We start from the raw sequence: 21,325 nt of genomic DNA, 5'->3' as shown, positions 1-21,325 counted from the left end.
GGTTTTTTTGTCATCGACTGCTCAGCCCCCCATTCCCGCCACTGGCGATGCATCCGAACAGTCGCCGATCGAAAAAGAGCTGGCCGTGTTGCTCGTGAACGCGCTCAATCTCGAGGTCGCACCTGAAGAGATCGTTCCCACCGACCCGCTGTACGGCGAAGGTCTGGGCCTCGACTCCATCGACATCCTCGAAGTCGCGCTCGAAGTTTCGCGCCGCTATGGTTTCCAGCTGCGCTCGGACGACGAGCGCAACCAGCAGATTTTCCAGTCGCTGCGTACGCTCGCGACCCACGTCGCCGAGCACCGCAGCGCCACCTGATCCATGTCTCGATGGCGACTCGTCCTCCTGCTGCTGGTGGGGGTCACGTATGCCGGCCTCTCCCATTGGATGACGCTGTTCCACGCCACCGAGCCCTGGGCTGTGGTGGTGTTGCTCGGCCCGTTGTGGATCGCCGCCATGGGCTGCGCTGCCAGCTGGTTCGGCCGCTGGGGCCTTGCCGCCGCGGCGGCGCTGGGCATCGGTGGTTTCTCGCTCGTCTTCCTCGGTGAGGCGGGCGACACGAATCGTCTGTATGTGCTGCAGCACATCGGCATCAACGGCGCGCTCTGTGGCTGGTTCGGCTCGACGCTGCGCGGCAAGGGCTTGCCGCTGATCACCCAGTTCGCGCAGCGTGTGCACCCGTTGAAGGGGCACATGCTGTCCTATACGACGCACCTCACGCAGGTGTGGACGGTGTATTTCGCCGTCGTGGTCGTGTCGTCGATCGTGGTCTACCTGACGATGCCGTTCTCGGCCTGGTCGCTCTTGGCCAACGTGCTGTCGCCGCTGAGCGTGGCGCTGCTGTTCGTGGGCGAGCACCTCGTGCGCTACCGCCTGCACCCCGAATTCGAACGCACGCGGCTCGTCGATGCGGTGCGCGCGTTCTACGGCACCTCGACGGTGGACAACGGCGCCGGCGGCCAATGAAACAGGCGCAGGCAGCCCGCGTGACGACCGACACCGCTTCTTCCTCTTCCTTCCTGCCGCTGCTCGCGGACCGCAACCCCGACGCCCCGCTGGCGTGGCGCGGCGGCCAGCCGGTCAGTGCGCGCCAGTTCCTGGCCGACGTTGCGCGCCTGGCGCCCGCACTGCCTGCCGAAGGTCCTGCCGTCAATCTGTGCCTCGACCGCTACGCCTTCGCCGTGAGCCTCGGCGCCGCGCTGGTGCGCGGGCACGCCAGCCTGTTGCCGCCCGATGCGCGGCCGGACACGCTGGCGCGCCTGACCGAAACCGGCGGCCCCCATTTGTTCGCGCTGACCGACGATGCGAAGCTCGACACCCCCGGCATGCGGCGCCTGCAGGTCGAGGCCGTTCCCGGTCCGGCTGGCGATGCGCCCGTGCCCACCATCGACGGCGGCCGGCATGCGGCCAGCCTGCTCACGTCGGGCTCCACCGGCGTTCCGCAGCCGCACGCAAAAGCCTGGCGCACGCTGGTCGGTGACGTCGAAGTGGCGGTCGAGCGGCTGTGCCGCGTGCTGCAGCGGCCCACGCTCGAAGGGCTCACGCTGGTCGCGACCGTGCCGGTGCAGCACAGCTACGGACTCGAATCGTCGGTGCTGCTCGCGATGCTCGGCGGCGCGGCCTTCGAGACCGGGCGGCCGTTTTTCCCGGCCGACGTGGCGAAGGCGCTGGCCTCGGTGCCGAGGCCTCGCGCGCTCGTGACCACGCCGTTCCATCTGAAGACCTTGCTGCTGTCGGGCATCGAACTGCCGCCAGTCGACCTGATTTTGTCGGCCACCGCGCCGCTGTCGCCGCAACTGGCGTTGCAGGCTGAGCAGGCATTGGGCGGCGTGTTGCTCGAAATCTACGGCAGCACCGAATCGGGCCAGGTGGCGACGCGCCGCACGACCCATAGCGAGATCTGGGAAACCTTCGGCGAGATCCGCGTGCACGCGGAGCCGGGGGAGGGCGATGGCCCCGAGCGCTTCATCTTCAGCGGCGACTTCATTCCCGAGCCGACGCCGATGGCCGACGTGCTCGAACTGCTCGATGCGCGCCGCTTTCGCCTGTTCGGCCGCGCCAACGATTTGATCCACGTCGCCGGACGGCGCAGTTCGCTCGCGCACCTGAACTACCACCTCAACAGCATCGCGGGCGTCGAGGACGGCGCCTTCTGGCTGCCCGACGAGGTGGCCGACGGCGTGGTGCGGCCGGTGGCATTCGTGGTTGCACCCACGCTGTCGGCGACCGACATCATTGCTGCATTGCGGCAACGCCTGGAACCCGTGTTCGTGCCGCGCCGCGTGGTGCAGGTCAAGGCCTTCCCGCGCGAAGGCACGGGCAAGTTGACGGTGCGGGCGCTGCGCGAATTTGCGCTGGCCCAGCTCGCCGACGACCAGACGCCGGTGCAGATGGCGCATACGGTGCCGGTTGACCACCCCGCTTTTGCCGGTCATTTCCCCGGCCAGCCGCTGGTGCCCGGCGCGCTGCTGCTGGCCGAAGTCATGGAAGTCGTGCGGCGCGTGCCGGCGCTGTCGGCGCGGCTCGGCCCGAGCCCGACGCTCGCAGCCGCCAAGTTCCTTGCGCCCGTGCGCCCCGGCAGCACGCTGTCCATCGAGCTGCAGCCGGAGGCCGGAACGGGCCGCGGCGTGCGTTTCGACGTGCGCTGCGACGGCGTGGTGGCTGTCACCGGCCGCTGGACGGCTGTGCCAGAGTCGGCGGGATGAAGCACACCGACGCCGAAACGCGCGCCGTGGACGAAGCGGCGCGGCAGACCGCCCGAGCGACGCCCCAGCAGGGCGACTGGGCGCGTGCGCCCGAGCGCAGCAACATGCTCGCGCTGCGCTTCATCTGCCTGATGGCGCTGGTGTGCGGGCGGCATGTCACGCGGTTGCTGCTGCCGCCGATCAGCCTGTACTTCCTGCTGTTTGCGCCGGCGCCGCGCCGCTACATCAAGCGCTACCTGTTCCGCGCCATCGGTCCGCGCGCGGGCTGGGTCGACGGCTACCGTTTGCTGCACGCGTTTTCCTCGACCGTGCTCGACCGCGTGTACTTCCTGCGCGGGCGCATGGACCTGTTCCAGGTGAAGATCGAAGGCAACGGCCCGATCGAGGCCGAGGCGGCCGAAGGGCGGGGCGCTTTCCTGCTCGGCGCCCACATCGGCAGCTTCGAGGTGCTCGGCGCCTGCAAGCAGCAGGCGCACCAGAACCGCATGCGGCTGGCGATGCTGATGTACCCCGACAACGCGCAGCGCATCACCGCCATCCTGAACGCCATCGCGCTGCCCGAGATGCGGCCCCATGTGATCTCGCTGGGCCGGCCGCACTCGATGCTCGCGCTGCGCGACTGGCTCGACGGCGGCGGCCTCGGCGGCATGCTGGCCGACCGCACGCTGCCGGGCAGCGAGGAGCAGCCGGCGCACCAGCGCGGCAACAACATCGTGCTGTCGTTTCTGGGGCAGCCGGCCGTCTTCAACGACGGCCCGTTCCGGCTGGCGGCGCTGCTGCGCCGCAAGGTGTTCTTCATGGCCGGCATGTACGGCGGCGGTGCCCGCTACGATGTCCGGTTCGACCCGCTGGCCGACTTCGGCACGCCGTTCACCGATGCCGCGGAGCGCGAACAGCGTATCCGCAGCGCAGTCGAAGCCTATGTGGCCCGCCTCGAGGCGCTGTGCCGCGCCTACCCGTACAACTGGTTCAATTTTCATGATTTCTGGCTCGAAGATGCGGCTTGATCGGCTTTGCAGGGTGGTGGTGCTCGCCGTGGCTTTCTGCGCCGCGCCCGCGTGGGCGGCGTTCGACCTGCCCGAACTGATGGGCTTGCTGTCCAAGCAGAAGAGCGGCGAGGCGCGCTTCACCGAACAGCGCTTCGTGCACGGCCTCGAAGGCCCGCTCGACGCGAGCGGCACGCTGAGCTTCGAGGCGCCCGACAAGCTGGTGCGCCGCACGCTGTCGCCGCGCATCGAAACCATGGCGGTGGACGGCAACACGCTGACCTTGTCGCGCGGCAACCGCAACCGCACGCTCGCGCTGGACAGCATGCCCGAGCTGCTGGGCCTGGTCGAAGCCATGCGCGGCACCCTGACCGGCGACGGCACCACGCTGCAGCGCTATTTCAAGAGCACCGTGACCGGCGTCGCCAATCAATGGACGCTCGACCTGACTCCCAATGACAGCCGGCTGGCCGCGCAGGTGCGAAGCATGCGTATCACGGGCCGCGGCGGCGAGGTGCTGGGGCTGGAGATGGAGTTCGTGGGCGGCGACCGCTCGGTCATGAACATCTCGCCCAACGCGCCACCGTCGGCGGTGCCGGCTGGCGCTCCCCGGCGCGCGACGCCGTGAGCCTGGCGCAGGCGGGCGGGCCGCCGGGGTGGTCGCGCCGCATCGTGGTTCTGTTGGCATGGCTGCTGGTCGTGGGCTTGGGCGCGGTCGTCATCGCGCGCACCCAGATCGGCGCCGACCTGTCGGCCTTTCTCCCCAAGAGCCCGGACCTGCGCCAGCGCGTGCTGATCGAGCAGCTGCAAAGCGGCGTCGCCTCGCGCACGCTGATGCTGGGTTTCGAAGGCGGCAGCGTCGAACAGCGTGCTGAAGTCTCGCGTGCCGTTGGCAAGGCGATGCGCGAAAGCAAGCTCTTCGACCTGGTGCAAAACGGCGACGTGAGCGACTGGAGCGAGGCCGGCACCTGGGTGTTCGAGCACCGCTACCAGCTGTCGCCCGGCGTGATGCCCGGGCAGTTCACGGTGGCCGGGCTGCGCGACGCCATCATCGACACGCTGTCGATGCTCGGCACGCCGGCCGGCAACGCGATCAAGCCCTTGCTCGACCGCGACCCGACCGGCGAAACCCAGCGCGTGGCGATGGAGCTGGTGCCGGCGAGCGCGCCGCGCAGCGAAGGTGGCGTCTGGATGTCGCGCGATGCGCCGCGTGCGCTGATGATCGCCACGACGCGTGCGGCTGGCGGTGACCTCGATGCGCAGGCCTCCGCCATCGCGCGCGTGCAGGCCGCTTATGAAGCTGCCGCGCGCGGCATGGGTGAAGCCACTCCCAAGCTGTTGCTGAGCGGACCGCCCGTGTTCTCGGTGATGAGCCGCGAAAAGATCAAGACCGAAGCCATCCACCTCGCGGTGGTGGGTGGCATCGTGATGAGCGTGTTGCTGCTGCTGGCGTTTGCCTCGCCACGTGCGCTCGTCATCGCCTTCCTGCCGGTGGCCACGGGCGTGGTGGTCGGCACGGCATCGGTCAGTCTCGTGTTCGGCTCGGTGCACGGGCTCACGCTCGGTTTCGGCAGCACGCTGATCGGCGAGACGGTCGACTACGCCATTTATTACCTGATCCAGGCGCGCGGCGCGAACGTGGCCGGCACCGGCTGGCAGCGCTGGCGCGAGGTGCATTGGCCCACGGTGCGGCTCGGCCTGCTGACCTCCGTGTGCGGTTTCGCGGCGCTGGTGTTCTCGGGCTTCCCGGGGCTGGCGCAGCTGGGTGTGTTCTCGATCGCCGGACTGGTGTCGGCCGCATTGGCCACGCGCTACGTGCTGCCGGTGCTGGCGCCCGATGGCGCGACCGGCATGGGCATGCGGCGGCACATGGCGCGGCTGGCCGGCGTGCTGGTGCGCGGCCTGCCGGGCCTGCGCTGGCCGCTGGTGGCGCTCGGCGTGGCGGCGCTGGCGCTGGTGCTGTGGCAGGGTGGTCATCTGTGGCGCGCCGACCTGAGCGCCATGAGCCCGGTGCCGCGCTCGGCCCAGCTGCTCGACGAAATGCTGCGCAAGGACATCGGCGCCAGCGACGGCGGCGTGCTGGTCGTGGCCTTCGGCGACGACGAACAGGCCGCGCTGCGCCACACCGAGGCCGCAGCAACGCGCCTCGACGCCTTGGTCGACAAGGGTGAGCTCAGCGGCTACGAAACCGTGACCCGCGTGCTGCCGAGCGTGGCGGCGCAGACCGCACGCCTGGCCAGCTTGCCCGATGCCGACACGCTGCGCGCCAACCTGGCCGAAGCGACGAAGGGCTTGCCGCTACCGGCCTCACGGCTCGGCGCCTTCGTGACCGATGTGGAAGCCGCGCGCAAGCAGGCGCCCGTGCAGCGTGCCGACCTCATGGGCGGTCCGCTGGGTTCCGTGGTGAACACGCTGATGTACGAGCGACCGGGCGGTGGCTGGTCCACGCTGGTCGTGCTGCATCCCGGTCCGGGCTTCGATCAGGGTCGGCTCGAAGCCGCGCTGGCTGGCCTGCCCGAGGTGCAGGTGGTGGACGTCGGCCGCGAACTCGGCGGCCTCTACCAACGCTACCTGCACGAGGCCTTCGTGCAGGTGCTGCTGGGCGCATTGGCGGTGGTGGTGCTGCTGGGCGTGTACCTGCGCTCGTGGCGCCGGCTGCTGGCCGTGTGCCAGCCGCTGCTGTTCGCGGTGGTGCTCACGCTGGGCGGCATGGCGCTGGCACAGGCGGCGCTCGGCATCCTGCACCTCGTGGGCCTGTTGCTGATCGTCGCTGTGGGGTCGAACTACGCGCTGTTCTTCGACCAGCTGCGCACGACCGGGCGCGCCGATGAAGACACGCTGGCCTCGCTGATGCTGGCCAACCTCACGACGGTGGTGTCGTTCGGGCTGATCGCGATCTCGGACATTCCGGCGCTGTCGTCCATCGGCCGCGTGGTGGCGCCGGGCGCCTTGCTGGCGCTGCTGCTGTCGGCTGCGTTCGCGCGCAACGTGGTGCCCGGGAAGGGCCCGAGCCCACAGCGACCGCGCTGATGGGAAAATCCGGACGCACCATGTCGTCGCCTTCCGCCCCTGTCGCTGCTTCCGAATCCTGGCCCTGGCCGCCGGCCATGCGCGCCAGCGCGGCCGTGCATGTGGCGGCGCTGGGCGCGGGCGTGCTGGTGCCGGGCGCATGGCCCTGGGCCCTCGGCGCGGTGGTGCTGAACCATGCGCTGATCACCGGCGCGGGGCTCACCCCGCGCAGCAACCTGCTGGGTCCGAACGTCACGCGTCTGCCCGAGGCGGCGGGTGCGCGGCGCGAGGTGGCGATCACCATCGACGACGGCCCCGAGCCCGAGGTCACGCCCCGCGTGCTCGACCTGCTGGACGCGCACGGCCAGCGCGCCACCTTCTTCTGCATCGCCGAGCGCGTGCAGGCGCATCCGGCGCTGGCGCGCGAGATCGTCGCGCGCGGCCACAGCATCCAGAACCACACGGCGCAGCATCGCCACAACTTCTCCTTCCTCGGGCCGCGCGGCTTCGCGGAGGAGATCGCTCGGGCGCAGGACATCCTGACCGACGTGACCGGTCAGCGCCCGATCTGTTTCCGCGCGCCTGCCGGCCTGCGCAACCCTTTCCTCGAACCCGTGCTGCACCGCCTCGGCCTCTCGCTCGTGAGCTGGACGCGGCGCGGTTTCGACACCCGCGAAGGCGACGCCGCCAAGGTGATGGCGCGCCTCGCTCGCAACCTGCAGGCGCGCGACATCCTGCTGCTGCACGACGGCAACGCCGCGCGCACCGCTGCGGGGCAACCCGTTCTGCTGGATGTCCTGCCCTTGTTGTTCCAACGCTTGCGCACCGACGGATTGCGTGCCGTGACCCTGCCTGAAGGATTAAAGACCGCATGAGCGCCGTGATGCCATCGACGATGACCACCGACCAAGCCTGGCGCGAGCTGCACGAAGCCGCGACCGTGCCCTACAAGAAGGGCGGCACCTTCGCCTGGCAGTTCGCGCGCGGCAAGCTCGGGCGCGACCCGGTGTTCCGCGGCCTGCTCGAACGCGGCCTGATCGATGCGCAACATCGGCGCGTGGTCGACATCGGCTGCGGGCAAGGCCTCTTCGTGAGCCTGCTGGCGTCGATGAGCGCGATGCAACAGCAGGGACGCTGGCCCGCTTCATGGGCCGCCACGCCGGCCGCCGCGGACTACACGGGTATCGAACTGATGCCGAAGGATGTGGCGCGCGCCGAGGCGTCGGTCGGTCACCTGAAGCCCACGCCGCGACTCGTGTGCGCCGACATGTGCTCGGCCACCTTGCCCGATTGCGACCTGGTCGTGATCCTCGACGTGCTGCACTACGTGGACCTCACCGCGCAGGAGGGTGTGTTGACGCGTGTGCGTGATGCGCTCCGCCGTGGTGGCAACCCGAAGGCGCGCCTGCTGCTGCGCGTGGGCGATGCGTCGAGCACGCGTGGGTTCGCCATCAGCCAGTGGGTCGATCGCACCGTGACGCGCATCCGCGGCCACAAGGTGTCGCCGACCTGGGGCCGGCCATTGATCGAATGGACGGCATTGCTGCAGCGCTTGGGTTTCCGCGTGCAGAGCATTCCGATGAGCGAAGGCACGCCGTTTGCCAACGTGCTGCTGGTGGCCGATCTGGAGGCCGTCGCTTGACGGCACCGCAGACGCTCGATCGCGCGGGCATTGCGCAGCGCATTCCGCACAGCGGGAGCATGTGCCTGCTGGAGCTGCTCGAAGGCTGGGACGCCGAATCGATCCATTGCAGCACCACGACGCACCGCCAGGCGGACAACCCGCTGCGCACCGACAGCGGGCTGCTCGCGCCGAACGCCATCGAGTACGCGGCGCAGGCGATGGCGCTACACGGTGGCCTGCTGGCTGTCGAGGGCAGCAGGCCATCGGCCGGCTTCCTGGCCAGCGCACGCAACGTGAAGCTGGCGGTGGCGCGGCTGGACGACATCGACGGGGCGTTGCAGGTGCGCGCCAAACGACTGTCCGGCGACGACCGGCAGGTCTTGTATGAATTCACGGTGGCGGCCGACGACGGCCGCCTGCTGGCCGAGGGCCGGGCCGTGGTGGTCTTGAACACGCCGCTGGCGGACATGGGAAGCACACCGTCATGAGTTTCGAAGGAAAACGCACACTGATCACCGGCGCCAGCGGGGCGCTCGGCGCGGCCATGGCGGAGCGCTTTGCACGCGACGGCGCCACCGTGCTGCTGCACGCGAATTCGCGGCCCGAGGCGATCGAGCAACTGGCCGCGTCAATCACCGCAGCCGGCGGCAAGGCGGAATGCCATGTGTTCGATCTGCGCAGCGATGAGGCCTGCGCGACCGGCTGCGCACGCATCCTCGAAGGCGGCGCGGTGCAGATCCTCGTCAACAACGCGGGCGTGCACGACGACGCGGTGCTGCCCGGCATGCGCACCGAGCAATGGCACAAGGTGATCGACGTGTCGCTGAACGGCTTCTTCCGCGTGACCCAGCCGCTGCTGCTGCCGATGATGCGCACCCGCTGGGGGCGCGTGCTGAACATCTCGTCCGTCGCCGCCATCGCGGGGAACCGGGGGCAGGTGAACTACGCGGCAGCCAAGGGGGCGCTGAACAGCGCGACCAAGGCGCTGTCGCTCGAAGTGGCGTCGCGTGGCGTGACGGTGAATGCGATTGCGCCGGGGATCATCGCGTCGCCGATGGCCGATGCGGTGTTCGACCCAGCGCTCATCAATCAGATGGTGCCCGTGAAGCGCGCCGGCACGCCGCAGGAAGTGGCGGCGCTGGCGGCGTTCCTGGCGAGCGATGAAGCCGCGTACATCACGGGGCAGGTGATCTCGATCAACGGCGGGATGATTTGAGGCATCGGAGCCTCCAACCTGGAGCGCTCCGCATTCGTCTTTCTCGTTGAAGGACGGGGCACTCATTCATCCCCGGAGCCCGGCCGGCACAGTGGGGCCGCCCGCGCCGTGCCGCCTGTCGGGCGCCCCCCAAAGGTCTAAAGCGGCAGCGTATCGAACGCAGCGTAAGCCGTAGCCAGCCACGACTTCACGCGCTGCCGCTCCAGCAACCCGAGCGCATGCGCCCCTTCGCGGTCGTTCACCGCCTTCCAGAAGCTCGTGTTCTGCGCATCGATCTTGCGCATGCTGGCTTCGTGCAGTCGCGGCAATGCAATGACGCGCGCGCCATTCGCATTGGCCTTCGACAGCGACTGCGATGCCAGCAGCATCCCGAAGTCGCTGCCGCGTCCGTAGTTCTGCACCACGATGTAGTTGGGGCGGTTGCCGAAGGTGTCGATGAGCGTGCCGAGCAGGTCGGTGGAGTCCTTGCCGTCGTCCAGTACATGCCAGAAGTTGACCGTGACATCGATCTCCTCGAACACGTCGAACAGGTCGGATTCCTTGATCCAGCGCGACAGCGGCGCCAGCGTTTGCGCCGCAAGGTCGACGATCACGCTCTGCTTCGGGTTGGTCTCGAAGCCGTTCACCACCGTGTCCAGCCCTTCGAAGCTGTCGACCACGACGGGCGAGGCGAAGCCCTCGTAGAAGCGCGTGAAGGAGCTGTGCGACCGGTCGGTGTCGAAGCCGGTGAAGGGCCGGCTGCGATCGATGAAGTACTGGGCCAGCACGCGTGCCGTGACCGATTTGCCGACACCGCCTTTTTCGCCGCCGATGAAATTGATGGAGCTCATGAGTGGTTGCTGCCTCGAATGGGTTGAGGGGAGGGGGAGGGCGGATTCATTCTAGGGGTCGCCTGTCACGCCACTGTGGCTAGCGGCCCCGCTTGCTCATGCCCTGCAGCAAAGGGTGTGCCTGCAAGCGCAGCTGCAGCCGTTTCTTCCACGGAGCCGGCAGCGCCGAGCCGTCGATCATCGCGGGCCACTGGTCGCGCGCAAGCCGGGCCGCGTCGGCGACCACGCGTCGCATGCGCGGCTCGTGCAGGCCGGCCGAGAAGCAGAACGCGCGCACGTTGGCCGGGGTGAACATCGCGGTGCGACGGGCCGCGGTGGCGCTCACTGGGGCCGGCAGCAGCGGGAGTGCGTGGCCCTCGACGCCCTGCAGCGCTGCGTAGGCCACGATGTCGTAGGCCGGTGCCAACCGTGGCGCGATGCCGTCGGGGTAGAGCACGCCGAAGTTCTTCAGGTGCGCATCGGGGTTGCCCAACAGATCGTTGACCACGAGCCGCCGCACCAGTTCGAGCACGGCGTCTTCGCCCAGCGACGGAAAGGCGCGCATCGCGAGCGCCATGTCGAGATAGCTTCCGCTGTACTTGTGCATCGGATCGACCGCGAGCACCTGGGCGAAATCCTCGAAGTGGATGCGGCGCGCACCGTCCCGGTCGAAGCGCGTGACGGCCAGGAACTCGGGCTCATCCGGTAGCGCATAGCTGTGCTCCGCCGCGATGGCCGACAGCGGTGCGAGCTCGGCGTGGCACACCTCGACGCCCGCCGCCCCGGCCATCTGCAACGAAAGCATTTCGAGTTGCGGCATGTGGGGCCGGCCCGCCACCGGCAGCTTGGCGATCACGCGCGTGCTCGCCCCAGCGCGCACGCGCGCTACATAGCGACCGCCCTGGCGTCGCAGGCCCAGCTTGGGTTGCACGCCCGAGACCGAAATGCCCTGCGGCATCGGCAGCTCGACCACCGACATCTCGAGCGCGTCCTGGTCCTGGGTGATGAGGCGCTGCAGCGTGCCGCGGTCGACCGATACCGGGCGTGCGGCCACCGCACCGGGCAGATCGCCACCGCAGGCCGCCAGCAATTCGAAGTGGTCGTTGTCGCGGCAACCGCGCAGCTGCGCGATGTGGCTGCGCAGCACGCCTTCGGGCAGCAGATTCTGGAAGAAGCCGGGCAACTGGCCGCCCTGGGCGTTGAACAACGGGTTCTTCACGTCGCTCCACAGCGCAGCCTGGGCCGCCGGGTCGCTCGCGACCATCGACAGCGAAAGCACGCCTGGCGGCGGGCTGGCGATCAGCTCGGGCTCCGCCACGAAGCGGCACAGGTCGGCGTACTGGAACAGCTTGCCGAGGCGGTGTGCGCCGAGCGAAATCTCGAGGATCTTGACGTTCATGGCGGTGAGCGGCGGCCTCGCACGTAGGGCGGCGCGGCAGGCGCTTCAGCCAGTGCCCGGCCGACGCGCGTGGCGACGGGGCGGTAGCCGGGATCGACGGCGGTGCCTTCGCCGAAGCCCTTGGGCGCGAGCTGCAGTTCGAGCCCCAGCGCATCGACCAGCGCGAGCAGCGACGACAGCTGGGGATTGCCCTTCAGGCTCAGGGCATTGCGCACCGAGCGCTCGGTGAGCCCCGAGCGCAGCGCGATCTCGGCGTTCGTGAGGCCGGTGGCCGCGCGTCGCGCCGTGAGGGCGGTGATGAGTTCCTGCTTGTCCACGGAAATATATTACCGCAAATGCCTATTTGGGAAACATATTTCCGATGTGAACAACCTACTTGGGGATCAGCGTGAAGAGCGGCATGACCACGCCCATCACCCAGTTCTGGCCGAAATCGAGGGCCGCCCGGCGGTATTTCTCGTCGGCCTGCGCGGCCAGCAGGTCGAGCCGCGCCACCACCTTCGACAGCTCGCGGTCGGCCACGAGGTTGCGTCCGCGGTCGCTGATCTCGGTGGCCAGGAGCAGCGGCTGGCCGTCGGGGCCGGTCTTGGACGAGATCAGCCAGAGCGAGATCTCGAAATTGCGCGCGGCCCGGTAGCTGTTCTCGGCGTTGACGCCGTCGATCATGGTCTGGTCCCAGGTGTCGCCGTTGGCCTGCTTGAGCATCGTGGCCCACCCGACGACCAGTGCCGCCACGCGGTCGCCCTGGTAGGCCTGCGGGCCGGTCTCGAAGGCCAGGCGGATGGCGTCGATGCCGATGGCGCCGCGCAGTTCGGGCAGGGGCGTGCCCTGCAGGATCGCGTCCCAGGTGCGCTGCGTGGCTTCCTCCATGGTGGCGGCCGATTTGCGCCATTCGCGCGGGTTGCGCCGGTACAGCGTGGTCTGCACGCGGCGCACCGATTGCAGGTTGTCGCGCAGCGACAGGTTGGCGATGCGGTTGGTGGCGGATTGCAGCCACTCCTGGTTACCGTAGGGTTCGGCGCGCTCGGTGGATCGGAGGGAGGAACAGCCCGTCAGCACCAGCGGCGCAAGCAGGGCGGCCGCGGTGCCCGCCAGCAGGCAGGTGCGTCGCGCCGCGAGGGGAGAAGCCAAGGAATCGCTCATGCCCTGACGTTATCATCCACGGCTGGGGCGGCGGCCCGCTTCAAGCTGCGGGCCCGTGCAATTTTCCTTACAAATCAATACCTTGGCGCTATGCCAAGGCAGGGCGACAAGTCGTGCGTCTTAACTCCATCAAGCTCTCGGGCTTCAAGTCGTTCGCCGAACCCACCAACTTCCTGCTGCCGGGCCAACTGGTCGGGGTGGTGGGGCCGAACGGCTGCGGCAAGTCGAACATCATGGATGCCGTGCGCTGGGTGCTCGGCGAGTCGCGTGCGTCGGAACTGCGCGGCGAGTCGATGCAGGACGTGATCTTCAACGGCACGACCACCCGCAAGCAGGCCAGCCGTTCAAGCGTCGAATTGGTGTTCGACAACGCCGACCACCGCGCCGGCGGCCAGTGGAACCAGTTCACCGAAATCGCCGTGCGCCGCGTGCTCACGCGCGACGGCACCAGCAGCTACTACATCAACAACCAGCCGGTGCGCCGCCGCGATGTGCAGGACGTGTTCCTGGGCACGGGCCTCGGGCCGCGCGCCTACGCCATCATCGGCCAGGGCACGATCAGCCGGATCATCGAGTCCAAGCCCGAAGAGCTGCGCCTGTTTCTCGAAGAAGCCGCGGGCGTCTCCAAGTACAAGGAGCGTCGCCGCGAAACCGAGAACCGTCTGGGCGACACGCGCGAGAACCTCACGCGCGTTGAAGACATCCTGCGCGAACTCAACGCCAACCTCGAAAAGCTCGAGAAGCAGGCCGAGGTGGCGGCGCGCTACAACGCGCTGCAGGGCGACGCCACGAAGAAGCAGCACCAGCTGTGGTTCCTGAAGCGCGGCGAAAGCGACGCCGACCAGGCCAAGATCAAGGCCGATTCGGAAAAGGCCATCAACGACCTCGAATCGCGCACCGCCGATCTGCGCCGCATCGAGTCCGAACTCGAAACCGTGCGCCAGGCCCACTACGGCGCCGGCGACCTGGTGAACCAGGCGCAGGGCAAGCTCTACGAAGCCAGCGCCGAAGTCGGTCGGCTCGAAGGCGAGATCCGCTTCGTGGTCGAAGGCCGCCAACGCGTCGAACAGCGCCTGGTGCAACTGCGCGAACAGATGGGTCAGTGGGGCCGTCGCCGCGAAGAAGCCGAAGCCGAAATCGAGACGCTGGCCGGTGCCGGCGTCGATGCCGAGGAGCAGGCCATCCTGCTGGCCGCGCAGCTCGAAGAACACGACGCACGGTTGCCTGATCTTGAAGAAGCCGTGCAGCGTGCCCAGAACGAAGCCAACACGCAGCGCGCCACCGTGTCGCAGGTGCAGCAGCAGATCCAGGTGCTGGCCGCCGACCAGCGCAACATCGAAGACCAGAGCCGTCAGCTCACGCTGCGCGGCGAACGCCTGCGCGCCGACCAGAACGCGCTGGCCGCACCCGACGAAGACCGGCTGACCGAAATGCAGGAGCAGCTGGCCGCGGCGCAAGAAGCCGCCAGCGAGTCCGACGCCCGCCTGCAGGAACTGCAGGAAGCCGTGCCGCAGCTCGACGAAGACCGTCGCGCCAAGCAGCAGGCCGTCAACACCGAAGGCGCCCGCCACGCCGAGTTTTCGGCCCGCCTCGAAGCGCTGCGTGCGCTGCAAGAAAAGGTCAAGACCGACGGCAAGCTCGCGCCGTGGCTCGCCAAACATGGCCTCGACGGCCTGCAGGGCCTGTGGAGTCGCATCCACATCGAACAGGGCTGGGAGAGTGCGCTCGAATCCGCACTGCGCGAGCGCCTGGGCGCGCTTGAAGTCAGCCGGCTCGACATGGTGCGTGCCTTCGGCAACGACGCACCGCCCGCCAAGCTGGCCTTCTACAGCGCGCCTGCCGCAGGCGTACCGCAAGCCGCGGGCGCGCTGCCCAAGCTGTCGAGCCTGCTGCGCCTGAACGACGCCGGCCAGCAAGCGCTGCTGAACGACTGGCTGCATGGCTGCTTCACGGCCGAGACCTTCGAAGAGGCGCTGGCCCAGCGCGCCACGCTGCAGCCCGGCGAAGTGATCTATGTGCGCAGCGGCCATGCCGTGTCGTCGCACAGCGTGAACTTCTACGCGCCCGATTCCGAGCAGGCCGGCCTCCTGGCCCGCCAGCAGGAAATGGAAAACCTCGAGCGCCAGCTCAAGGCCCAGACGCTCATCAACGAAGAGGCGCGCACCGCGCTGGTCCGCGCCGAAGCTGCCTACGGCGATGCCGCACAACGCCTCGTCACGGCCCGCCGCGAAGCCGCCGAAACGCAGTCGCGCGCCCATGAGCTGCAGGTCGAAACGCTGCGCATGACGCAGCTCGCGGAACAAACTCGCGCGCGCAGCCAGCAGCTGGCCGCCGACCTCGGCGAGGTCGATGCCCAGCTCGAAGAACTGCAAGAAAAGCGCATCGCCGCCGAAGGCCGCTTCGAAGAGCTCGACATGCAACTGGCCGACAGCCAGGAGCGCCATGCGCAGCTCGACGAGCGCGTGATCGAAGCCGGTCGCACGCTGAATGCCAGCCGCGAGCAGCACCGCAGCCTCGAGCGGCAGGCGCAGGAAGCCACCTTCTCGCAGCGCACGCTTGAAGCGCGCCGCGGCGAGCTGAACCGCAGCATCGAAACCGCCTCGCAGCAGACCGTCGCACTCACCGACGAAGACGAGCGCGCCCGCGCCGAGCTGAGCCGCCTGTCGGATGCTGCCGCGCAAGCCGGGCTGCAGGACGCGCTCTCGCTCAAGCTGGAGCGCGAGACCGCCTTGGGCGCAGCCCGCAGCCAGTACGACGACCTCACGCTCAAGCTGCGCGCCAGCGACGAACGCCGTTTGCAGCTCGAGCGCGAACTCGATCCGCTGCGCCAGCGCATCACCGAGTTCCAGCTCAAGGAGCAGGCCGCGCGCCTGGGTGTCGAGCAGTACCAGCAGCTGCTGGACGATGCCGGTGCCGACCTCGAAGTGGTCGCGCAATCGATCGAGACCGAGAAGGTGCGCCTGACGGGCTTGCAAAGCGAAATCGACCGCCTGAACCGCGAAGTGGTCGCGCTCGGCGCCGTCAACCTCGCCGCGCTCGATGAACTCGCGATTGCGAGCGAGCGCAAGATCTTCCTCGACGCCCAGTCGGCCGACCTTAACGAAGCCATCGGCACGCTCGAAGACGCCATCCGCAAGATCGACGCTGAAACGCGCGACCTGCTCGGCGGCACCTTCAAGATCGTCAACGAGCACTTCAGCCGCATGTTCCCCGAGCTGTTTGGTGGCGGCAATGCACGTCTCGTGATGACCGGCGACGAAATCCTCGATGCCGGCGTGCAGGTGCTCGCGCAGCCACCCGGCAAGAAGAACCAGACCATCCACCTGCTCTCAGGCGGCGAGAAGGCGCTTACGGCCATTGCGCTCGTGTTCGCCATCTTCCAACTCAACCCGGCGCCTTTCTGTCTGCTGGACGAAGTGGACGCGCCGCTGGACGACGCCAACACCGAACGCTACGCCAAACTCGTGACCGCCATGAGCCGTGAAACCCAGTTCCTCTTCATCAGCCACAACAAGATCGCCATGGAAATGGCCGAACAACTGATCGGCGTGACCATGCAGGAGCAGGGCGTGTCGCGCATCGTTGCGGTCGACATGGAGTCGGCGGCCTCGATGGTCGAAGCGGCATAAGGCAGGCGCGCGCATGAGCAATCTCACCCTCGCCCTGGCGATCCTTGGCGGCCTCGTTCTCGCGGCCGTCGTGGCCTACAACACCCTGATGTCGCGTCGCAATGCGCCGCGCCAGCCCGACGCGGTCGATGTCGCCTTGGCAGAAGCCGAACGCGCGCTGGCCGGCGGCAGCGACGGCGGCGTGGAGCCGATGCTCCATGCCGACCCGAGCCAGGTGGCCGGAAGCGACCGCCACGAGCCACTGTTCGACCCCGACCTGCCCGCGCCCAGCGGCGTGCCCGTGCCCACCGGTGAGCGCCGCGGCGGGCTCGATCCGTTGATCGACGTCATCGCGCCCATTTCGCTTGAAGGCCTGGCCTCGGGCGACGCTGCGCTCGCGGCCATGCCGTCGACGCGCCGCGCGGGCAGCAAGCCGGTGGCCATCGAGGGCCTGAACGACTTCACCAGCCAGTGGGAGCCGCCGGCGCCCGGGCAGCGCTACCGTGCGTTCCAGGTCGGCGTGCAGCTGGCCAACCGCACCGGGGCGCTCAACGAGATCGAGTACTCCGAGTTCGTGGTCAAGGCGCAGGCCTTTGCCGACGCTGTGAACGGTGCGCCCGAGTTTCCCGAGATGCTCGACGAAGTGGCACGTGCCCGTGAACTCGACCAGTTCGCCAGCGCCCACGACGCGCAACTGGGCTTCGTGCTGCGCGCGCTGCATGCGGCCTGGAGCCCGGGCTACGTGCAACAGAACGCCGCACGGCTGGGCTTTGTCGCCGGGATCATTCCGGGTCGCATGGTGCTGCCGACCAGCGAAGCCGGCCTGCCGCCGATCCTCGGGCTCTCGTTCGACACCCAGGCCGCGCTGGCCGACGATCCGGCGCAATCGGCGATTCGCGAACTCAGCCTGAGCCTCGATGTGCCGCAGGTCGATCGCGGCGAAGAGCCGTTCCGCCGCATGCGTGAAGCTGCTGCCACGCTGGCCCGCGAGATGGACGGCGTGGTGACCGACAGCGACGGCCAGTTGCTGCGCGACGAAACCATGGACGTGATCGGCACCGACCTCGAGCAGCTGTACGACACGCTCGACGCACGCGACCTCGCCGCCGGCTCGCCGCTGGCGCGACGCCTCTTCAGCTGATCCGTCTTTTTCCCGAGGGACACCCCATGACAACGCGCGACGAAGCGGCACGCGAAGCCGCCGCACTGAGCGAGCAGCTGCATCGCCACGCCCATCTGTACTACGTGCTCGACGCCCCTGAGCTGCCCGACGCGGAGTACGACAAGATGTTCCAGCGTCTGCAGGTGCTGGAAACCGAGTTTCCCGAACTGCGCACGCCCGATTCGCCGACGCAGCGCGTGGGCGGTGCGGTGCTCGACGGGCTGGCCAAGGTGCGCCACCGGGTGCCGATGCTGTCGATCCGCACCGAGACCGACATCACGCCGACCGGCGCCAGCGCGTTCGATGCACGTGTGCGCCGCGAACTGGGCCTGGCCGAAGACGCACCGCAGATTGCCTATGTCTGCGAACTCAAGTTCGACGGCCTGGCCATGAGCCTGCGCTACGAGCAAGGCGTGCTGGTGCAGGCCGCCACGCGCGGCGACGGCGAGGTGGGCGAGGACGTCACGCAGAACATCCGCACCATCCGTGAGATTCCGCTGAAGCTCAAGGACACGGCGCCGCCCGTGGTCGAGGTGCGCGGCGAGGTCTACATGAAGCGCGCCGATTTCGACGGCCTCAACGAGCGCCAGCGCGAGAAGATCGCCGCCGGACAGAAGAACGAGAAGGTGTTCGTCAATCCGCGCAATGCGGCGGCCGGCGCGGTGCGCCAGCATGATCCGGCGATCGCAGCGGCACGGCCGCTGAGCTTCTTCGCCTACGGCCTTGGCGAGGTTTCGTCTGCGAGCGAAGGCGGTCCGGAGATTGCCACCCAGTTCGACTGGCTGCAGCAGTTCCATGCATGGGGGTTTCCGGTCGCCACGCAGACGGCGCGGGCGACAGGTGCTATTGAACTGATAGCATTCCACGAAACCATCGGCCGCCAGCGCGATGCGCTGCCGTACGACATCGACGGCGTGGTCTACAAGGTCGACAGCCTGGAGCTGCAGCGGCAACTCGGTTTTGTCTCGCGCGAACCGCGCTGGGCCGTGGCCCACAAGTACCCGGCGCAGGAGCAACTGACCGAGGTGGTCGGCATCGAGATCCAGGTGGGCCGCACCGGCAAGCTCACGCCGGTGGCCAAGCTGGCGCCGGTGTTCGTCGGTGGTGTGACCGTGACCAACGCCACGCTGCACAACGAAGACGAAGCCCGCCGCAAGGACGTGCGCGTGGGCGATACCGTGATCGTGCGGCGTGCCGGCGACGTGATTCCCGAAGTGGTCGGCGTCGCACCCGACAGCCTGGCCAAGCCCGACGACCAGCGCGGCGCCATCTTCACCATGCCGCACAAGTGTCCCGTGTGCGATTCGGAAGCCGTGCGGGAGGAGGGCGAGGTCGACTACCGCTGCACCGGCGGCCTGTTCTGCGCGGCGCAGCGCAAGGAAGCCATCCTGCATTTCGCGGCGCGGCGCGCGGTCGATGTCGACGGGCTGGGCGACAAGCTGGTCGAACAGCTGGTCGATGCCAACCTGATCCGTACCTTGCCCGATCTCTACAAGCTCGGCTTCGTCACGCTGGCGGGCCTGGACCGCATGGCCGAGAAGTCGGCCAAGAACCTCGTCGATGCGCTCGAAGCCTCGAAGAAGACGACGCTGCCGCGCTTCCTGTTCGGCCTGGGCATCCGCCACGTGGGCGAGAGCACGGCCAAAGACCTCGCCAAGCATTTCGGCAAGCTCGACGCCATCATGGATGCGACCGAGGAGCAGTTGCTCGAGGTCAACGACGTTGGCCCCGTGGTGGCGCAGAGCCTGCGCACCTTCTTCGACCAACCGCACAACCGCGAGGTGGTCGAGCAGCTGCGTGCCTGCGGCCTGACCTGGGAAGAGTTCGAGCCCGAAGCCCGTGCGCCCAAGCCATTGGCGGGCCTGACCTTCGTGATCACCGGCACCCTTCCTACGCTGGGCCGCGACGAAGCGAAGGATAAATTGGAGGCAGCCGGTGCCAAGGTGGCCGGCTCCGTCAGCAAGAAGACCCACTACCTCGTGGCCGGGGAAGAGGCCGGCAGCAAGCTCGACAAGGCGCGCGACATCGGCGTCACGGTGATCGACGAGGCGCGTATGCTGGAGATCCTCGCGAACGGGGTTCCACCGGCACCCGAGGCCTGATCCGGTCGGCGGCGTTGACTGGGGCCTTTACCGGCCGTTACGCGACTTCACATCCGCGCAGTCAACAGGGTCTACAAGCGGACGTTGAACGATGACAGAAGGCCGACAAGGAGTCCCTCATGCAAAAAATTCGTGTTCTCGCTACCAGCCTCGCACTCGGCGGCATCGCGCTGCTGAGCGGCTGCGTGGCTGTTCCTGGCGATCCGTACTACTCCGGCGGCTATTCCGACCCGTACTACGCCGATCCGGGTCCCGTGGTGGTGCCGGCGCCGGTCTACATCCAGGGTGGCGGTTACTACGACAACCGCCGTCCGTACTACGACCGCCGTCCGTACTACGACGGTCACCGGCCGGCCTATCCGTACCCTGGCGTGCGACCAACCTATCCGACGACGCGCCCGCCCTGGGGCGGTGGCCGTCCCCCGGTTGCCGTGGTGCCGCCGGTGCGACCCGGCGCGGGTGGCGTGCCTGGCATCACGCCGTCGCAACCGCAACAGATGCCGCGCGGCCGCGAGCGGCTGTGGACCTCGCCAGACTCGAAGAACAACCCCGGGGGTATCCCGTGATCATGGGGTGAGGCTCTCGCGATAATCCCGCGATGGCCTTCCGCGAAATTCTCAAGATGGGCGACCCCCGGCTGCTGCGCACTGCGCAGCCGGTCGTCGCTTTCGACACCGACGAACTGCACCTGCTGGTGCGCGACATGTTCGAGACCATGAAAGCGGTCAATGGCGCCGGCCTTGCCGCGCCGCAGATCGGCGTCGACCTGCAACTGGTGATCTTCGGCACCGACACCGTCAATCCACGCTACCCCGACGCACCGCCGGTGCCACGCACCGTGCTGCTCAACCCTGTCATCACCCCGCTGGGCGATGAAGAGGAAGAGGGCTGGGAAGGCTGTCTGTCGGTGCCGGGCCTGCGCGGCGTGGTGCCGCGCTTCGCCCACATCCGCTACACGGGCTTCGACCTGTATGGCGACCCGATCGATCGCACCGCCGACGGCTTCCATGCGCGCGTGGTGCAGCACGAGGTCGATCACCTGTTCGGCAAGCTGTACCCGATGCGGGTGCGCGATTTCTCGCGCTTTGGCTACACCGAGGTCCTGTTTCCAGGCCTCGATGCGGCCGACGACGACTGACGGGTCGTCCGTCTGTTGACTGGCTTACTTGTTGTTGAGCCCGAAGCGCCCGCCACCCATGAACGCAAGCGAGATCGCCGCGAACAGGAACATGCCCTGCAGTTCCAGCGCCCAGCCGCCTTGCCCGTTCAAAGCGCCCAGGTCCTTGCGGTGCGCCAGCCAGATCGCCACGACCATGTTGATCGCCACGACCAGCGCGGCGGGCCGCGTGAACAGGCCGACGATCAGCAGCACCGGCGCCAGGATCTCGCCCACGTAGACCCCGTAGGCCAGCACGGCGGGCACGCCGTGCGACGCGAGCATGCCGCCGATGCCGTCGACGCCCTTGCCGACTTTGGCAATGCCGTGCAGCAGGATGAGGATGCCCAGCGCAACGCGCAGGATGAGCTTGCCGGTGTCGTCGGACTTGACCATGGTGTGATT

Annotated in this window: 20 protein-coding genes; 15 read left to right on the top strand and 5 right to left on the bottom strand. The window is 68.4% G+C overall.

What is annotated here, in order from left to right; all coding sequences use genetic code 11:
• The first annotated feature begins 7 nt into the window (after positions 1–7).
• The 10 genes from CLU95_RS00220 to fabG are packed head-to-tail and all read left to right on the top strand — an operon-like array spanning position 8 to position 9,541.
• Positions 8–319 carry a phosphopantetheine-binding protein gene (locus tag CLU95_RS00220; RefSeq protein ID WP_062482694.1) on the top strand — a complete coding sequence of 104 codons (312 nt, stop codon included), beginning with the start codon at positions 8–10 and terminating at the stop codon, positions 317–319.
• Positions 320–322: 3 nt separating this feature from the next.
• Positions 323–967 carry a hypothetical protein gene (locus tag CLU95_RS00215; RefSeq protein WP_099789208.1) on the top strand — a complete coding sequence of 215 codons (645 nt, stop codon included), beginning with the start codon at positions 323–325 and terminating at the stop codon, positions 965–967.
• A 20-nt stretch (positions 968–987) separates the two neighbouring features.
• Complete coding sequence (locus tag CLU95_RS00210; protein WP_257214493.1) at positions 988–2,706, top strand: AMP-binding protein; 1,719 nt, start codon at positions 988–990, stop codon at positions 2,704–2,706.
• Positions 2,703–3,713, top strand: a complete 1,011-nt coding sequence (locus CLU95_RS00205; protein WP_099789204.1) for an acyl-CoA synthetase — start codon at positions 2,703–2,705, stop codon at positions 3,711–3,713. Before CLU95_RS00210 ends, CLU95_RS00205 begins: the two co-directional genes overlap by 4 nt.
• On the top strand, positions 3,685–4,320 hold the full coding sequence (locus CLU95_RS00200; protein WP_099789202.1) for a LolA-related protein: 636 nt from the start codon (positions 3,685–3,687) through the stop codon (positions 4,318–4,320). The genes CLU95_RS00205 and CLU95_RS00200 overlap by 29 nt, the downstream gene beginning before the upstream one ends.
• Entirely contained in the window at positions 4,317–6,722 is a 2,406-nt protein-coding gene (locus tag CLU95_RS00195) for an MMPL family transporter (RefSeq protein ID WP_099789200.1), read from the top strand. Before CLU95_RS00200 ends, CLU95_RS00195 begins: the two co-directional genes overlap by 4 nt.
• A gap of 20 nt (positions 6,723–6,742) precedes the next feature.
• Positions 6,743–7,576, top strand: a complete 834-nt coding sequence (locus CLU95_RS00190; RefSeq protein ID WP_180288496.1) for a polysaccharide deacetylase family protein — start codon at positions 6,743–6,745, stop codon at positions 7,574–7,576.
• On the top strand, positions 7,573–8,343 hold the full coding sequence (locus CLU95_RS00185) for a class I SAM-dependent methyltransferase (RefSeq protein WP_099789196.1): 771 nt from the start codon (positions 7,573–7,575) through the stop codon (positions 8,341–8,343). Before CLU95_RS00190 ends, CLU95_RS00185 begins: the two co-directional genes overlap by 4 nt.
• Positions 8,340–8,813, top strand: coding sequence for a hydroxymyristoyl-ACP dehydratase (locus CLU95_RS00180; RefSeq protein WP_099789194.1), 474 nt, complete (start codon positions 8,340–8,342; stop codon positions 8,811–8,813). The genes CLU95_RS00185 and CLU95_RS00180 overlap by 4 nt, the downstream gene beginning before the upstream one ends.
• Entirely contained in the window at positions 8,810–9,541 is a 732-nt protein-coding gene (fabG, locus tag CLU95_RS00175; RefSeq protein WP_099789192.1) for a 3-oxoacyl-ACP reductase FabG, read from the top strand. Before CLU95_RS00180 ends, fabG begins: the two co-directional genes overlap by 4 nt.
• Before the next feature lie 137 nt (positions 9,542–9,678).
• On the opposite strand, the gene CLU95_RS00170 is transcribed toward fabG, so the two are convergent.
• From CLU95_RS00170 to CLU95_RS00155, 4 genes are all read right to left on the bottom strand, one after another.
• A complete protein-coding gene (locus CLU95_RS00170; RefSeq protein ID WP_095948584.1) occupies positions 9,679–10,371 on the bottom strand; it encodes a mobilization protein in 693 nt (230 codons plus the stop codon).
• A gap of 79 nt (positions 10,372–10,450) precedes the next feature.
• Positions 10,451–11,749, bottom strand: coding sequence for a type II toxin-antitoxin system HipA family toxin (locus tag CLU95_RS00165; RefSeq protein ID WP_099789190.1), 1,299 nt, complete (start codon positions 11,747–11,749; stop codon positions 10,451–10,453).
• Complete coding sequence (locus CLU95_RS00160) at positions 11,746–12,066, bottom strand: helix-turn-helix domain-containing protein (RefSeq protein WP_099789188.1); 321 nt, start codon at positions 12,064–12,066, stop codon at positions 11,746–11,748. Before CLU95_RS00160 ends, CLU95_RS00165 begins: the two co-directional genes overlap by 4 nt.
• A gap of 55 nt (positions 12,067–12,121) precedes the next feature.
• Positions 12,122–12,892: a hypothetical protein gene (locus CLU95_RS00155; RefSeq protein WP_099789186.1), complete on the bottom strand. Its 771-nt coding sequence runs from the start codon at positions 12,890–12,892 to the stop codon at positions 12,122–12,124.
• A 113-nt stretch (positions 12,893–13,005) separates the two neighbouring features.
• On the opposite strand from CLU95_RS00155, the gene smc reads away from it, so the two are divergent.
• From smc to def, 5 genes are all read left to right on the top strand, one after another.
• Positions 13,006–16,521 (top strand): chromosome segregation protein SMC, encoded by a 3,516-nt coding sequence (smc, locus tag CLU95_RS00150; protein ID WP_099789184.1) that lies wholly within the window; start codon positions 13,006–13,008, stop codon positions 16,519–16,521.
• A gap of 13 nt (positions 16,522–16,534) precedes the next feature.
• Positions 16,535–17,641, top strand: a complete 1,107-nt coding sequence (locus CLU95_RS00145) for a cell division protein ZipA C-terminal FtsZ-binding domain-containing protein (protein ID WP_099789182.1) — start codon at positions 16,535–16,537, stop codon at positions 17,639–17,641.
• Between the two features lie 26 nt (positions 17,642–17,667).
• Entirely contained in the window at positions 17,668–19,764 is a 2,097-nt protein-coding gene (ligA, locus tag CLU95_RS00140) for an NAD-dependent DNA ligase LigA (RefSeq protein WP_099789180.1), read from the top strand.
• A gap of 119 nt (positions 19,765–19,883) precedes the next feature.
• The gene (locus CLU95_RS00135; RefSeq protein ID WP_099789178.1) at positions 19,884–20,330 is read left to right on the top strand and encodes a hypothetical protein; all 447 of its coding nucleotides are present in this window, start codon (positions 19,884–19,886) and stop codon (positions 20,328–20,330) included.
• Between the two features lie 32 nt (positions 20,331–20,362).
• Positions 20,363–20,902 carry a peptide deformylase gene (def, locus tag CLU95_RS00130; protein ID WP_099789176.1) on the top strand — a complete coding sequence of 180 codons (540 nt, stop codon included), beginning with the start codon at positions 20,363–20,365 and terminating at the stop codon, positions 20,900–20,902.
• A gap of 24 nt (positions 20,903–20,926) precedes the next feature.
• Here the strand turns inward: def and CLU95_RS00125 are convergent, their stop codons facing one another.
• A complete protein-coding gene (locus tag CLU95_RS00125; RefSeq protein WP_099789174.1) occupies positions 20,927–21,316 on the bottom strand; it encodes a DoxX family protein in 390 nt (129 codons plus the stop codon).
• Positions 21,317–21,325 lie beyond the last annotated feature (9 nt).

This window comes from Variovorax sp. 54, assembly GCF_002754375.1.
Taxonomy (GTDB): domain Bacteria; phylum Pseudomonadota; class Gammaproteobacteria; order Burkholderiales; family Burkholderiaceae_C; genus Variovorax.
This window is presented reverse-complemented; position numbering and strand designations above follow the sequence as displayed.

What these genes read in the sequence shown, in the direction of transcription:
- CLU95_RS00215 (WP_099789208.1), top strand. Translation starts at nt 323, where the DNA reads ATGTCTCGATGGCGACTCGTCCTCCTGCTGCTGGTGGGGGTCACGTAT.
- CLU95_RS00205 (WP_099789204.1), top strand. Translation starts at nt 2,703, where the DNA reads ATGAAGCACACCGACGCCGAAACGCGCGCCGTGGACGAAGCGGCGCGG.
- CLU95_RS00200 (WP_099789202.1), top strand. Translation starts at nt 3,685, where the DNA reads ATGATTTCTGGCTCGAAGATGCGGCTTGATCGGCTTTGCAGGGTGGTG.
- CLU95_RS00190 (WP_180288496.1), top strand. Translation starts at nt 6,743, where the DNA reads ATGTCGTCGCCTTCCGCCCCTGTCGCTGCTTCCGAATCCTGGCCCTGG.
- CLU95_RS00185 (WP_099789196.1), top strand. Translation starts at nt 7,573, where the DNA reads ATGAGCGCCGTGATGCCATCGACGATGACCACCGACCAAGCCTGGCGC.
- fabG (WP_099789192.1), top strand. Translation starts at nt 8,810, where the DNA reads ATGAGTTTCGAAGGAAAACGCACACTGATCACCGGCGCCAGCGGGGCG.
- CLU95_RS00170 (WP_095948584.1), bottom strand. Translation starts at nt 10,371, where the DNA reads ATGAGCTCCATCAATTTCATCGGCGGCGAAAAAGGCGGTGTCGGCAAA.
- CLU95_RS00165 (WP_099789190.1), bottom strand. Translation starts at nt 11,749, where the DNA reads ATGAACGTCAAGATCCTCGAGATTTCGCTCGGCGCACACCGCCTCGGC.
- CLU95_RS00155 (WP_099789186.1), bottom strand. Translation starts at nt 12,892, where the DNA reads ATGAGCGATTCCTTGGCTTCTCCCCTCGCGGCGCGACGCACCTGCCTG.
- CLU95_RS00145 (WP_099789182.1), top strand. Translation starts at nt 16,535, where the DNA reads ATGAGCAATCTCACCCTCGCCCTGGCGATCCTTGGCGGCCTCGTTCTC.
- ligA (WP_099789180.1), top strand. Translation starts at nt 17,668, where the DNA reads ATGACAACGCGCGACGAAGCGGCACGCGAAGCCGCCGCACTGAGCGAG.
- CLU95_RS00135 (WP_099789178.1), top strand. Translation starts at nt 19,884, where the DNA reads ATGCAAAAAATTCGTGTTCTCGCTACCAGCCTCGCACTCGGCGGCATC.
- def (WP_099789176.1), top strand. Translation starts at nt 20,363, where the DNA reads ATGGCCTTCCGCGAAATTCTCAAGATGGGCGACCCCCGGCTGCTGCGC.
- CLU95_RS00125 (WP_099789174.1), bottom strand. Translation starts at nt 21,316, where the DNA reads ATGGTCAAGTCCGACGACACCGGCAAGCTCATCCTGCGCGTTGCGCTG.